This is a genomic window from Streptomyces adelaidensis (assembly GCF_016598475.1).
GTDB lineage: Bacteria > Actinomycetota > Actinomycetes > Streptomycetales > Streptomycetaceae > Streptomyces > Streptomyces adelaidensis.
Map to the genome: position 1 here is coordinate 16231 of NZ_JAEMUX010000042.1, position 12977 is coordinate 29207.

Below are 12977 nucleotides of genomic sequence, written 5' to 3' on the forward strand. Positions count from 1 at the left end.
AATGGATAAAATGACGATTCACTTCGAGGGCAAGCGCGACGCGACCGCCCCCCTGGCGTGGGCCCAGCGGAGGACTTGGCGAGGTTCTCGCCTCAAGTACCGGCCGTTCGTACACGTCCAACCCATCCCGTCAGGGAAGGATATCCGTGACGTCGGCGACGTCGTCAAATGGGCGTACGAGGAGTTTGAGTCCCTTCGAACCATTTTCCCGCTGCATGCCAATGGTGACCCCTATCAAGAGGTCGATAAATGTGGATCGGTGGAGATCCCCATAATTTCGACCGGGGAATCCACCGTGGAAGCGGATATTCAGAGTGTCATGCAGCGCTTCAAGGGAGAATGCTTTGATACCGTAACCGAGTACGGGGCCTTGTTCGTCGTAATGACGTGCGTCGACGTGCCGACGCACCTTATCTGTCTGGTTTCCCATCTTGCGGTTGATGCTCATGGTTGCAGGGCACTCGGAACAGCCATCGATGGCCGCTTTTCAGGGGAAAGTGATGGGCTGTTTTCTCCTCCGATGCAGCCGGTGGACCGAGCGTACCTGGAGCAGTCGGCGAAGTGGCAGCAGAAAAGTGCCCGCTCCCTCGAATACTGGAAATCGGTTCTGGAAAAACTGCCGCAAGACGAAAGTCGGTCGGCGGTGATTGAATCCCGCGCGCTGACGGCTGCTATTTCAGTCATCTCGGAGAAGTGCGCGGTGAGTACATCCGTCGCCTACCTGGCTGCGGTTTCTGTGGTTACCGGTGCCCTCGTCGGGCGGAGCGAAGCCTCCTTTCTGTTGCCGGCCTCCAATCGTATGAACCTGGAAGAGCGTTCGTTCGTCGGGGAGCTTGTGCAATTTGCCCCCGGGGTGCTGGAATCGCTCGATACACCCTTCGGGGCAATCGTTCGTGATGCTTGGAAAGCGAGTGTCAACGGTTACAGATATAGTCTGTACGACGAGCAGGCCCTTCAAGTGATGCTCACCGACCTCGACGAAGGCAGGGAGTGCAAGAGAGCGTTCGACTTTTCATTCAATGACGTGCGGAATTCCGCAGGAGGTGAGGTCTTCTGTGGAGCGGCAGGGGACATTCGTCATCTCGCGAAACAGACGAAAATCGACTCGCGTGAGCGTGTATATCAAGGAGGGGCGCGTTTTCTGTCGTTCGCTCTCTGGGGCGACAGCAGTCAAATGCTCTCGATCAGTGTTCACGGATCGTATTTCCCGGAGGTTCCTGTCGAGCGCATCTTGCTGGCAATCGAGGCTCTGGCGGTCGGGGTGGCTATGGAGGATGCGGAGCCGCTTAATTTTCCCATGCGATTCGCGCATGCCCGGGTGCATGCTGATCAGGGTCGCCTGTGAGCTGTCCCGTGCAGAGTGGATCATCTCGGGGGTGTCGGAGCCGCGCGCGTGTCGAGCCGGGTCCGTGGGGCGTTGGTCGTCAGGCGTCGGCCCGGTGGGTGTCCGGTGTCGGGAAGGTGTTGGTGGCTGCCAGGACCTCTTGCGTCGTGATGCGGAGTAGGCCCGGGTCGGGGTGGTGGCCGTGGGGGTCACCGGCGGGGCCCGGGTGCCACAGGGTGCGGTGGCGGGGGGTTGCCGGGGGGCCCCAGCGGCTCGGGGGGACGGGGCCGAAGAGGGTGATCGATGTGGTGGCGTGGGCGACCGCCAGGTGGGCGATGCCCGTGTCGCCGCTGATGACCGCGTGGGCCTCGGCGACGAGTGCGGACAGTGACGAGAAGGGCAGGCCACCGGTGAACAGGTCGGTGTCCGGCAGTTCCGCGCGCTGCGCGAGTGAGGCCACCAGGTCGTCCTCCGCCGCTCCTCCGGTGACCACCACCCGGTGGCCGCGTTCCCGCAGGGCCGTCGCGACGGCCGCGTAACGGTCCACCGGCCAGCGGCGCGAGGGGGCCCCGGCTCCTGGGTGCAGTACGACGGCGCCGGGAGCGGGGGAGGGCTCGCGCGGGGGCGGCAGCAGCAGGTCGGCCGGGTCGGCGGGGATGCCGTAGGAGGTCAGCAGCCGGCACCAGCGGTGCCGTTCGTGTTCCTCGGCGCGCCACTCGGGGCCCTCGATCTCCGGCGTCTGCGGGTGGGCGAAGGCGAGCAGCCGCCCGGGGCGCAGTGCGCTCAGCAGCCGGTGGCTGGGCGGTCCGTCGCCGTGCAGGTCGACGGCGATGTCCGGCGGCGGGCCGTCCCAGTGGAGGGTGCGCGGTACGGCGCGGCCCGGGGCCGAGGCGGGCAGCAGCCGGTCCACGGCGCCCGTGGCCGCGGCGACCGGGGCCAGTTCGGCGGGGGCCGCCAGCACCAGTTCGTGCCCCGGGAAGGCACCGCGCAGCGCGCGCAGCGCGGGTACGCCGGCCAGCATGTCCCCGAGACCCAGCGCCCGCAGCACCAGCAGGCGGGGCGACCCGGCGGATCCGGAGGGCCGGGCGGATCCGGCGGACCCGGCGGATCCGGTCACCTGGTGTCTCCAGGGCCTGCCGCTCCTGCCGTGCCTGCCGCTCCTGCCGTGCCTGCCGCTCCTGCCGTGCCTGCCGTCGCCCGTGCCATCAGCGCCGTGGAGGAGCGTCCGTCCAAGTACGGCAGGAGCACCGCCTGTCCGCCCCACTCCTCCAGCAGCGCCGCCTCGGGCAGCTCCGCGCCGGTGTAGTCGCCGCCCTTGACCCATACGTCGGGGCGCAGCTCGGCGATGAGGCGTTGGGGGGTGTCCTCGTCGAACACGGCCACGGCGTCGACGCAGGCCAGCGCCCGCAGCACGCGGCGCCGGTCGGCGAGCGCGTTGACCGGGCGGCCTGCGCCCTTGCGGCGCCGCACCGACGCGTCGGAGTTGACGCAGACGATCAGGCAGTCGCCGAGTCGGCGGGCCGCCTGGAGCAGTCCGACGTGTCCGGCGTGCAGCAGATCGAAGCAGCCGCCCGCCGCGACGACGGTGCCGCCGCTGGCCCGGACACGGGTGACCAGGTCGGTCAGGTCGCCGTCGGGACGCGGCTCGTCACCGGCCGAGGGTGTGGGCGTAGAGGCACGCGCACCGGCACCGTCCGACACCGCCGGCGTCCAGGCCGGCGCCCCGGCCCCGCCCGCCGCGACGAAGGCGGTCGCCGCGGTGACGGCGCCCGCCACGGCCTCCTCGACCAGCGCGCCGTCGGCGAGCAGTCCGGCGGCCGTGGCGGCGAACCGGTCGCCGGCGCCGCAGGAGTCGCCGCCGTGGGCGGCGGGCGCGGGGACGAGCAGGGGATGGTCGCCGTACGACAGGAGGGCTCCGCCGGAGCCGAGGGTCACCGCGACGGAGGCGGCCCGCCAGTGCCGTACGAGCCGGGCGGCTTCGTGGGCGGCGTCCCGCAGGTCGTTGTCCTGGTGGTCCGGGTGGGGGTCTCCGTTCCCCGGGGCCCGGCCGTTCGTGGCGGGTTCGATCGCCGCCGCGAAGGTGCGGGCCTCCGACCGGGCGGGGGTGACCAGGCGGGTGCCCGGTACCGGGGGTCCGCCGCGTGGGTGGGGGTCCCAGACGAGGGGCCGCCGTTCGCCGAGGACGTCCCGGAGGGCATCGGCGGCGCCTCGGCCGTAGTCGGAGACCAGGACCGCCGGCGCGGAGCGGACGGCCGCGCGCGCCTCCCGCGTGGCCTCGCGGACGCGGCCGGTGCCGCGGTCCAGGCGGAGGACCGGTTGGCCCTGGGCCAGGACGCGGGTCTTCTCCGGCAGCGGGCCGGTCACCGGCAGCGCGACGATACGTATCCGTGGTTCCAGGAGCCGCCGCAGGGTGCGGGCGGCCGGGTCGTCGCCGAGACCGGTGATCAGGGTGACGTCGCGGCCGTCGAGGGCGGCGAGGTACGCGGTGAGCGCGGCGCCGCCCGGGCGCAGCCGTTCCGTGCAGTCGGCGACGACCGGGACGGGCGCGTCGGGCGCCAGCCGGTCGGCCCGGCCTGTCAGGTCGCGGTCGAGCAGGGCGTCGCCCACCACCACGAGGGGTCCTTTGCCGGCCATGTCACCTCCGGTTCCCTTCCGCTGGCTGTCCGTCAGCGGGTGCCCGTCCGGATGGCTTTCCGGATGGTTTTCCGGACGGTGAGGTCGTGTCCGCGACGTGCCGGTTCCTCGGTGAGGCGGGCCACGTACACGTTCTGGCCCCCGGCGTCGACGCCGCCGAGCGCGGCGAGCGGGCTCGCGTGCTCGGACATGGCGATCCTCATCGGGTCACCTCCTTCAGCAGCCGCTCCCAGTCGTCCAGGAAGCGGGACAGCCCGTAGTGGGCGAGCGCCGCCGCGCGTGCCTTCTCGCCCGCCGCGCGGGCCCGAAGCGGGTCGGCGAGCAACTCCCGTACCGCGTCGGTCAGTACGTCGACGCGGTTGGACACGACTCCGGCGCCCTCGGGCACGGCCTCGCGGACCTCGGTGGTGGCGAGGGCGACCACGGGCATGCCGAGGTGCATCGCCTCCAGCAGGGAGAGGCCCAGGGAGGTCCAGCGGACCGGGTGGACGTACACGCGGCGCCGTGCCAGCGCCGCGTGCAGGTCCCGCTGCGCCAGCTCGTGGGAGCGGCAGCGGTCTTGCGGGACGCCGAGGTGGTCGGCGAGGCCCTCGGTGCCCATCCCGAAGACGTCGAGCGGGGCCGCTTCGGCGAACGCCGGCAGCAGGTCCGTGCCGGTGGTGCGGCCGCGCCGTACCGGCTCGTTGACGACCACGGCGGCGTGCGGGAGTTCGCCGGTCCACCGCGGCCCGGGGTCGACGATGCCGTGTTCGATCACGGTGGTCGGGGTGCTTCCGCCGTCCCACATCAGGCGGTTGAAGTGGGTGACGTGGCAGAGGGTGACGCCGGGCAGGTCGGCGGCCGGATGGCGGGTGTCGGGGACGTCTCCGTGCGGGGCGTTGTGCTCCAGGTACACGGCCGGGACGTCCCGGCCGGGCCTGCGGCCCAACCACCGTTCGGCGAGGGTGAGTTCGTGCGCGCGTTGGAGGACCACGACGTCTATGTCCGTGTCCCGCAGCCGCTCGGGCGGGAGTTCGACGACGGAGTCCGGCCAGTCGAAGGTGCGGGCGCGGCCGAGGCCGTCGGGTCCGCGGTCCGGGGTGACAGGGACGACGTACGTGTGGGGGCCCTGGACGAACGCCGTCGTCCAGGATCCGTGCACGTGCCAGAGCAGGATCCTCATGGCAGCCTCACTTCTCTCTCCCCGTTCGCCTTCTCGCCGTTCGCCTTCTCGCCGATCGCCTTCCGCTCGATCGGCCTCCGCTCGATCGGCTTCTGTTCGATCGGCTTCTGCTCGATCGTGTTCTCCTTCTCCCCGATCAGCTTCTCCACGGCGGTGCGCACGTCGGTGGCGGTCACCGACTCCAGGCACGGGTGGCCCGGTACGGGACAGTCCCGGGCCCTGCTGTCCGCGCAGCTCGCGTGCTGATCGCCGAGCAGTACGTACGGCACGCCGTACGGCCGCCAGCGTTCGGCGGGCACGACCGGCGCGAACAGGCAGACGACGGGGGTGCCGACGGCGGCGGCGAGGTGACTCGGGCCGGTGTTGCCCGTGACCACGGCGTCGGCGCCCGCGAGGACACCGGCCAGTTCGGTCGCGCCGGTGCGGCCGCCGAGGTCGAGGGCGCGCGAGCCCGCGACGTACGCTGTCAGGTCCCGCTCACCGGGCCCGCCGGTCACCACGACGCGGTGCCCGGCGGCGGTCAGCTCGCGCACGGCCTGCGCGCAGCGCTCGGGGCTCCAGGCGCGCGCCGGGACGCTGGCGCCGGGATGCAGTACGACGTACTGTCCCGGGCCGGTCAGTCCGGGGGTGCGGGGCGGCGGCAGTACGCGCGGCCGTCCGTCGTCCTGCCGCGGGAAGCCCGCGGCCTCGGCGAGGTCGAGCATCGCCTCCACCTCGTGGGCGTACGGCGCTCGGTGGTGGCGTACGTCGAGAAGGGAACCGGGGTAGTCCTCGCTGTCCGCGGCGATGTGCCCGACGCCGGCCAGGCGCAGCAGCAGCGCGGTCGGCAGGGGCGACTGGTGGAACGAGGTCAGGATCAGGGCGGTGTCGGCGTCGATGGTGTCGATCAGCAGCTCGACCTCGCCGCGGCCGACGGGCGGGGGCGTGAGCCCCACCCAGGGCGCGTCCCAGACGAGGATGTCGTCCACGCCGGGCAGCAGGCGCGCGGCGGGTGCGCCCCGCGGCCCGCACAGCAGCGTCACGGTCTCGGCGCGCGCGGCGACGGCACGGATCGCGGGACCGGCGAGCAGCACGTCCCCGAAGCTGTCGAGACGGGTGACGAGCGCTCTCACCGCGGCCTCCGGGTGATCCCAGGGGCGGCTTGGGCGGGCTGCGCGGGGGTGCCGGGGGGCGGGGTCACGAGGGTGTCGGCGGGGGCGGGCAGCGCGGGGTTGATTCGGTTCACGGGGCCACCTCGCGCCAGGGCCGGGCGGTTCGGTGGCGCCAGTGGCCGGTCAGCCGGTGCCAGGTGGCGGCGGGTGGGATGAGCGCGCTGGTGAGGAGCATGGTGGTCACCTCGTGGCGGGTGCGCGGTCCCGGCGCTATGCGCGCCCACGCGAACTCGCCGGTCCCGGCCAGCCAGCCCAGCGCGGCGGCCCCGGCGGCCCGGCGGCGTCCGGTGGCGGCGAGAACGCAGGCCGCCGCTCCCGTGGCCGTGAGGACGAGGTGGGAGCGGATACGGCCGCGCGGCGCCACCGCCTTCTCCCACCAGCCGGGTCCGTGCAGTCGCCGCATCAGGGCGTCGTCGGCGTTGCCGCGCTGGGCGCGCAGGGACACCCAGCGGTCGGCGGGCCGCACGGGGTGGCGGGTGGTGCGGCGGCCCCGCCGGATGCCCCAGCCGGTGTCCAGCAGACGCAGCGCGATGTCGGCGTCCTCGCGGAACGCGCGGCGGAAGCGCTCGTCGAAGCCGCCGGCCTGCTTGAGGGCGGCGGTGCGGTAGGCCATGTCGGCGGTGATCCACCGGGCCCCGGCGAGACCGGCGGTGCCGCGCTCCCAGTCGGTGGGGCGCCGCTCGCCGGGCAACGGTACGGCGATCACGCCCTGCACGCCCGCGGTGTCGGGGGCGGCGTCGTAGAGGTCCTGCGCGAGCTGGTCGCACCAGTGCGGGCCGACCTGGACGTCGTCGTCGAGGAAGGCGACCCAGGGTGAGGTCACGGCACGCCAGCCGGTGTTGCGGGCGGCGGCGGGACCGCGCCCGCCGCTGGTCAGCACGGTGGTGCGGTCCCGCAGCTCCCCCAGGACGGTGAGCGGGTGCTCCAGGGCGCCGGGGTCGGGGCGGTCGTCGACGAGGACGATCTCGCGCGGTTTCGGGCCGGTCGCGGCGGCGAGTGCGGCGAGGCAGTCGGCGAGCGTGTCGCGGGCGAGGGTGGGGATCACCACGGCGTAATCGGTCACGGGATTCACGTAATCGGTCACGGGGTTCTCGGGATCGGTCGCGGGGTTCTCGGGATCGGTCAGGGAGTCCTCGGTCATGGGCGCTCCCTCCCGCTGCCGCCGTGGAAGCGGTCCGCGAGGTGCGAGGCGGCCTCGCCGCGGCCGTCGATGACCGGGGCGGCAGCCGGATCGTGGAACAGGGCGTTGATACCGAGGATGCGCATGAGGGCCGCTCCATCATGGTTTGTTGTATTGCTTTGTGGACATTCGTGCGGATTCACTGCCGTTCGAGCGCGTCGTCGAACGCCTCGCAGAGCATGTGGACGGCCACGAGGTGCAGTTCCTGCACGGTGGCGGAGGTTGCCGCTTCGACGCACAGGGGCTCGTCGGCGGCGCCCGCCAGGGGGTTCGGTGCCGGTCCGGTCAGGGCCCATACGGTCAGGCCGAGGCGGCGGGCCTCGTCCGCCGCGACGAGCAGGTTGGCGCTGGCGCCGCTGGTGGACAGCAGGGCGAGGACGTCCCCGGGGCGGCCGTGCGCCGCGACCTGGCGGGCGAAGATCTCCTGGACGCCGTAGTCGTTGGCGATGGCGGTCGTGGAGGAGGTGTCCGCGTGCAGCGCGAGGGCGGAGAACGCGGGACGGTCCTCCCGGTAACGGCCCACCAGCTCGGCCGTGAGGTGCTGGGCCTGGGCCGCGCTGCCGCCGTTGCCGGCGACGAGGAGGCGGGCCCCCGCGCCGAGACGGGTGGCGAGGGAAGTGCCCCAGCGCCGCACCACGGGCCCGGCGTAACCGCGGAATCCTTCGAGTGCCTTCATCAGGTCGTCGCAGTGCGTGACGTCGGTGGCGAGTTTCATCGCAGGACTCCCGAGAGCGAGGGGACCGAGGAGACGGCGCTGTAGGCACGGGTGACGCCTTCGGCCACGCGGTCCCAGGTGTAGCGGGCCAGGACGCGGCGCCGCCCGCTCGCGCCGTAGCGGGCGAGGAGGTCCGGGTCGGCCAGGAGGCGGCGGACGGTCGCGCTGATGTCGTGGTCGTCGTCGGGGGGCACCAGGACACCCGTGACGCCGTCCACGACGGTGTCGAGCTGCCCGCCGACGGCGGTGGCGAGGACGGGCGCGCCGCAGGCCATGGCCTCGACCGGAACGATGCCGAACGGCTCGTAGCGGGGCAGGGACAGCACCAGGTCCGCGCCGCACATCAGCCCCGGCATCCGTTCCCGGCTCACCCCGCCCAGCAGGGTCACCCGGTCGGCGACGCCGCACTCGTCGGCGATCGCGCGCAGCCGCTCGGCCTCCGGCTCGGCGAGGAGCAGGGCGGCTTCGGGCCCGCCGGCGATGAGGAGTTCGGCGTCGGGGACGTCGGCCAGGGCGCGGATCGCGCGGTCGAAGCCCTTGCGAGGGACGAGCCTGCCGACGGCGAGCAGCCGCCGGGGCGCGGACGCCGGCCCGCGGGCCGCCGTGACGGGGGCGAACCGCACGGGGTCCACTCCGCAGGGGACGACGCAGATGCGCCGCCTCGGCAGCCCCATGGCCTCCAGTTCGGTCACCTCGTCCTCGCAGGTGGCGATGATGCGGTCGCACTCCCGGCCGACGGCGGTCTCGATCGCGACGCGGTAGGGCGGGCTGGTGTCGGCGGCGCCCTGGTGGCGCTTCTTGACGGTGCCGAGCGCGTGGTAGGTCTGCACGACGGGCACGCCCAGGCCGCGGGCTCCGGCGAGGGCCGCCCAGCCGGACATCCAGAAGTGGGCGTGCACGACGTCCGGTGGCTCCGCGGCCCACTCACGGGCCAGGAACTCGCCGAACTTCGGTATGTAGGGCGGGAGTTCGTCCTTCGGGATCGGGGCCGCCGGTCCGGCGGGCACATGGACGACCTGGAACCCGTCGGGCGTGGTGACCCGCTCAGGCGGCCGGGGGTCGTCACGGCGTGTGTACACGGTGACCTCGTGCCCCCGGCGGACCAGTCGCCCGGCGAGTTGCGCCACGTACACGTTCTGCCCGCCCGCGTCCGGCCCGCCGAGCGCGGCCAGCGGACTGGCGTGCTCGGAGACCATGGCGACACGGCCGGCCGAGGGGTGGCTGGTGCTCATCGGGTGACCTCCTTGATCAGGCGCTCCCGGTCGTCCCGGGACCGCCGCTCTCCGTGGCGGGCCTGGTCCGCGGCCTTGACGGCCTCCCCCGTACGGACGAGTACGTTCATGGGGGCCTCCCCGAGCAGCTTCAGCTTCCGCACCGCGGCGACCACGTCCTGGGCCGTGATCTCGCCGAGGAGCCGGCCCGGCACGCCGTACGGCGCCCACGGCTCCGCCGGGTCCTCCGGGTCCTCCGGGTCCTCCGGGTCCTCCGGGTCCTCCGGGTCCGCAGGGTCTGCAGGGTCTGCCGGGTCCTCCGGGACCGGAGCGCACAGGGACACGACCGGTGTGCCGACGGCCGCCGCCAGGTGGGCGGGGCCGGTGTCGCCGCACACCACGGCGTCGGCGGTGCGCAGGACGTCGGCCAGGGCGCGCGGGCCGGTCCTGCCGCCGAGGTCCACGGCCGTGTCGCCGCCGACCTTCCGGGTGAGGCCGGCCTCGTCGGGGCCTCCGGTGACGACGACCCGATACCCCGCGTCCGCGAGCGCCCCGACGGCCTCGGCGCAGAGCACGGGACTCGGGGCGCGGGCGGGCGCGCCGGCGCCGGGGTGGACCACGACGTACGGGCCGTTCCCGGTCAGCGCGACGGTGTCGGGCGGCGGCAGCACGCGCAGCCGGCCGTCGTCCCCGGGGTCCGGCAGGAAGCCCATGGCTGCGGCGGTGTCCAGAGCGGCCTCGGCCTCGTGGCGGCCGGGCGGCCGCCGGTGCCGTACGTCGAGGAGGCGGCCGGGATGGCCGACGCTGTCGGCGCTGTCGGCTCCTGTGCGCCGGACGCCGGCCAGGCGCAGCAGCAGGGCGGTCGGCAGGGGGCTCCGGTGGAACGGGGTGAGGACGAGCGCGGCGTCGAACGTCGCGTCCTTCAGGTCCCGTACGAGGTCTACGAGGTCTACGAGGCCGTCGGTGTCGCTGTCGGTGTCCTGGACGGTGGGCGGGGCGAGGCCCTCCCACGGCGCTTCCCACAACGCTTCCCACGGCGCCTCCCACACCATCACGCCGTCCACGCGGGGCAGCAGCCGCGCGGCGGGTTCGCCGCGGGGGCCGCAGACCATCGTGACGTGGCGGGAGTGCGCAGCCACCGCCCGGACCGCGGGTCCGGCGAGGAGCACGTCGCCGAAGGAGTCGAGGCCTGCGGCCAGGGTCTTCACGGGTGACCTCCTCGCGCCTCGGCGAGGATCCGCCGGACCGCCGTGAGCAGGTCGGGGGCTGTGGTGGGCGCTGCCTCGACCTCCGCCGGCAGGGTGGCCGCGTTGGGCACGAGCACGCCTCGGGCGCCCGCGGCGCGCGCGGCCTGGACGTCGGCCGCGATGTCGCCGATCACCACGCAGTCCGACGGGGCCACGCTCAGCCGGCGTGCCGCCTCGACGACCAGTCCCGGCCGGGGTTTACGGCAGCCGCAGCCGGCCTCGGGCGGGTGCGGGCAGTAGACCCAGATGTCGAGCCCGCCGAGCAGGGCGTTCGCCCGGTCGTTGACGCGGCGGACGTCGGTGTCCGTGAGCAGTCCGCGGCCGATGCCCGACTGGTTGCTGACGACCCCGGTCGGGAGGCCGGCGGCGCGCAGTAGGTCCAGTGCCTGCCGGGCGCCGGGCAGTGGGTGTACGCGGGTGGGGTCGCCGTTGTAGGGGACGTCCTCGACGAGGGTTCCGTCGCGGTCGAAGAGGACGGCGGCGACGCGACCGTGCCGCGAGGGCCGAGGGCGCGGTTCGCCGGCCGCCTCCGGGGGCGGTGGGCCGGTGGGCTGGCGGCGGTCGTCCACCACGGCGACCCGCTCGGGCGGCCGGTCGTCCACCACGGCGACCTCCCCGGTCGGGAGGCCGGCCGCGGCGAGCGCACGCGGGCGGTCGGCGCGGCGGGCGCGCCCGGTCGTCGGGATGACGCCGGAGACGGAGGGGGCGGGAGCGCCCGTCATGCGAACACCTTCTTCCGCCGGATGGCGAACGGTCCGAGCGCGAGCAGGTCCACGGGTGCGGAGCCGAAGCACTCCAGGGCGTCCCGGGGATCGTCGACCATGGGCCTGCCTGCGGTGTTGAGGCTCGTGTTGACGATGACGGGCAGACCGCTGCGGCGCTCGAATCCGTCGATCATGCGCGCGACCAGGGGTTCGTCCTGGCGGTCCACGGTCTGGACGCGGGCCGTGCCGTCCACGTGGACGACGGCCGGGATGCGGTCCCGCCACTCCTCGGCGACGTCGTGCACGAACAGCATGTAGGGGCTGGGCAGCGGCCCGTCGAACAGCTCCGCGGCCCGCTCGGCCAGCACCATCGGGGCGACCGGACGGAACTCCTCCCGGCCCTTCACCGCGTTGAGGCGCTCCAGGTTCTCCGCGCGACCGGGATGAGCGAGCAGCGAGCGATGGCCCAGTGCCCGGGGCCCGAACTCGCCGCGCCCCTGGAACCAGGCCACGATGCCGTCCCCGGCGAGTTCGGCGGCGACGGTCTCGGCGATGTCGCCGGGCTCGTCGTACGGCACGGCCGCGCGTTCCAGCCAGGCGCGCAGCTCGTCGTCGCTCCAGCCCCGGCCGAGGGCGGCGGTCGGCATGGCCTCCACGGCTTCCTTCTGGTGGGCGACATGGAGCGCGGCGCCGAGCGCGGTGCCCGCGTCCCCGGCGGCGGGCTGCACCCAGACGCGACGGAAGGGTGTCTCCCGGTACAGGCGGGTGTTGGCCACACAGTTCAGCGCCACCCCGCCCGCGAGCGTCAGCACCTCCTCACCGGTACGGTCGTGCAGCCACCGCGCCAGACCGAGCAGGACCTCCTCCAGGCACGCCTGCGCGCTCGCGGCGAGATCCGCGTGGTCCCGCGTCCAGGCGCCACCCTTCGGACGCGGCGGGGCCAGCGACGCCCACGGGACGGGACGGGCCCGGAAGCCGCCGTGGCCGTCCGGGTGGACGTACTCGCGCAGCCGGTCGAGGTGGCGCGGCTCGCCGTAGGAGGCCAGCGCCATCACCTTGAACTCGTCGCTGCTGCGCAGGAACCCGAGATGCTGGGTGAGGTCCTCGTAGAACAGGCCCATGGAGTCGGGGAGCGGCTGTGAGCCCAGCACGGTGAGTTCGCGGTTCGCGTAGCGGCCGGCGAGGTGGGAGCCGCATTCGCCGCGGCCGTCCAGCACGAGGACGGCGCAGTCCGGGTAGGGGGAGGCCTGTCCCGCCGAGGCGGCGTGGGCGACGTGGTGGGAGACGAAGCGGACCTTGGCCGGGTCGAGTCCGGGCAGGGCCTCGGCGAGGAACTCCGGGGCGCGGCGCGCGTACTCCTGGCGGAGGTGGTCCCAGGGGTCTTCCAGGCCCAACCGGTCTGCGGGACGGGCGAGTTCGGGGTCGTACGAGTACGCGACCGCGTCCAGGTCGGACGGGTCGAGCCCGGCCTGCTCCAGGCACCATCGGGCGGAGAGTTCGGGCAGTTCCCAGGCCGAGAAGGGGAGGGGCCGCTTGCCGTGCTTGCGTCGGCTGAAGCGTTCCTCCTCCGCCGCCGCCACGATCCCGCCGTCCATGACGAGGGCCGCGGCGGGGTCGTGGAAGAGGGCGTTGATTCCCAGGACACGCAT

At 73.6% G+C, this 12977-nt stretch carries 12 protein-coding genes and 1 pseudogene; 1 reads left to right on the forward strand and 12 read right to left on the reverse strand.

From position 1 onward, the window contains the following. Position 1: 1 nt before the first annotated feature. Positions 2 to 1345: a condensation domain-containing protein gene (locus I8N67_RS23460; RefSeq protein WP_200305165.1), complete on the forward strand. Its 1344-nt coding sequence runs from the start codon at positions 2 to 4 to the stop codon at positions 1343 to 1345. Between the two features lie 79 nt (positions 1346 to 1424). Here I8N67_RS23460 and I8N67_RS23465 read toward each other — a convergent pair whose 3' ends face one another. The 12 genes and pseudogenes from I8N67_RS23465 to I8N67_RS23515 all read right to left on the reverse strand — a co-directional run bounded on the left by I8N67_RS23465 (position 1425) and on the right by I8N67_RS23515 (position 12977). Then, positions 1425 to 2345: a glycosyltransferase family 9 protein gene (locus I8N67_RS23465; RefSeq protein ID WP_200305236.1), complete on the reverse strand. Its 921-nt coding sequence runs from the start codon at positions 2343 to 2345 to the stop codon at positions 1425 to 1427. 92 nt (positions 2346 to 2437) lie between these two features. Then, positions 2438 to 3958, reverse strand: coding sequence for a D-glycero-beta-D-manno-heptose 1-phosphate adenylyltransferase (rfaE2, locus tag I8N67_RS23470; protein WP_200305167.1), 1521 nt, complete (start codon positions 3956 to 3958; stop codon positions 2438 to 2440). Between the two features lie 74 nt (positions 3959 to 4032). Next, positions 4033 to 4161 (reverse strand): annotated as a pseudogene (locus I8N67_RS23475) (glycosyltransferase family 1 protein); the annotation flags it as partial. After that, positions 4158 to 5120 (reverse strand): glycosyltransferase, encoded by a 963-nt coding sequence (locus I8N67_RS23480; protein ID WP_200305168.1) that lies wholly within the window; start codon positions 5118 to 5120, stop codon positions 4158 to 4160. The pseudogene I8N67_RS23475 and the gene I8N67_RS23480, both read right to left, overlap by 4 nt. After that, on the reverse strand, positions 5117 to 6232 hold the full coding sequence (locus tag I8N67_RS23485; protein WP_200305170.1) for a glycosyltransferase family 9 protein: 1116 nt from the start codon (positions 6230 to 6232) through the stop codon (positions 5117 to 5119). Before I8N67_RS23485 ends, I8N67_RS23480 begins: the two co-directional genes overlap by 4 nt. A gap of 109 nt (positions 6233 to 6341) precedes the next feature. Beyond that, complete coding sequence (locus tag I8N67_RS23490; RefSeq protein WP_307835340.1) at positions 6342 to 7334, reverse strand: glycosyltransferase; 993 nt, start codon at positions 7332 to 7334, stop codon at positions 6342 to 6344. Positions 7335 to 7408: 74 nt separating this feature from the next. After that, entirely contained in the window at positions 7409 to 7537 is a 129-nt protein-coding gene (locus tag I8N67_RS43910) for a hypothetical protein (RefSeq protein WP_267912815.1), read from the reverse strand. A 53-nt stretch (positions 7538 to 7590) separates the two neighbouring features. Next, positions 7591 to 8166 (reverse strand): D-sedoheptulose-7-phosphate isomerase, encoded by a 576-nt coding sequence (locus I8N67_RS23495; RefSeq protein WP_200305174.1) that lies wholly within the window; start codon positions 8164 to 8166, stop codon positions 7591 to 7593. Then, entirely contained in the window at positions 8163 to 9398 is a 1236-nt protein-coding gene (locus I8N67_RS23500; protein ID WP_200305176.1) for a glycosyltransferase, read from the reverse strand. The genes I8N67_RS23495 and I8N67_RS23500 overlap by 4 nt, the downstream gene beginning before the upstream one ends. After that, a complete protein-coding gene (locus I8N67_RS23505) occupies positions 9395 to 10585 on the reverse strand; it encodes a glycosyltransferase family 9 protein (RefSeq protein WP_200305178.1) in 1191 nt (396 codons plus the stop codon). Before I8N67_RS23505 ends, I8N67_RS23500 begins: the two co-directional genes overlap by 4 nt. Next, the gene (locus I8N67_RS23510; protein WP_372443787.1) at positions 10582 to 11346 is read right to left on the reverse strand and encodes a D-glycero-alpha-D-manno-heptose-1,7-bisphosphate 7-phosphatase; all 765 of its coding nucleotides are present in this window, start codon (positions 11344 to 11346) and stop codon (positions 10582 to 10584) included. Before I8N67_RS23510 ends, I8N67_RS23505 begins: the two co-directional genes overlap by 4 nt. Then, on the reverse strand, positions 11343 to 12977 hold the full coding sequence (locus I8N67_RS23515; RefSeq protein ID WP_200305180.1) for a carbamoyltransferase family protein: 1635 nt from the start codon (positions 12975 to 12977) through the stop codon (positions 11343 to 11345). Before I8N67_RS23515 ends, I8N67_RS23510 begins: the two co-directional genes overlap by 4 nt.